Here is a 430-nt window from a genome sequence, read left to right on the forward strand (position 1 = left end):
AACCTCGACATCGCCCCGGGCGAGCTGCGCTGCATCATCGGCCCCAACGGCGCCGGCAAGACGACGATGATGGACATCATCACCGGCAAGACGCGCCCCGACCGCGGCACGGTGTACTTCGGCTCCACCATCGACCTGCTGCGCCACAACGAGCCCGGCATCGCGCAGCCGGGCATCGGCCGCAAGTTCCAGAAGCCCACGGTGTTCGAGCAGCTCACGGTGTTCGAGAACCTGGAGCTGGCGCTGAAGACGCACAAGGGCGTGGCGTCGTCGATGTTCTTCCGCCTCGATTCGGCCCAGCAGGACCGGCTCGCCGAGGTGCTGCGCACCATCCACCTCGCGCACCAGCCCGCGCGCCGCGCCGGCGAGCTGAGCCACGGCCAGAAGCAATGGCTGGAGATCGGCATGCTGCTCATGCAGGACCCGAAGC

Annotated in this window: 1 protein-coding gene; it reads left to right on the forward strand. The window is 68.1% G+C overall.

The genetic code is table 11. From position 1 onward, the window contains the following. Positions 1-430 (forward strand): ATP-binding cassette domain-containing protein (locus tag JZ792_RS43745; protein ID WP_216918452.1); only part of this gene is annotated, 430 nt, incomplete at both ends.

This window comes from Nocardia noduli, assembly GCF_019038455.1.
Lineage (GTDB): Bacteria > Actinomycetota > Actinomycetes > Mycobacteriales > Mycobacteriaceae > Nocardia > Nocardia noduli.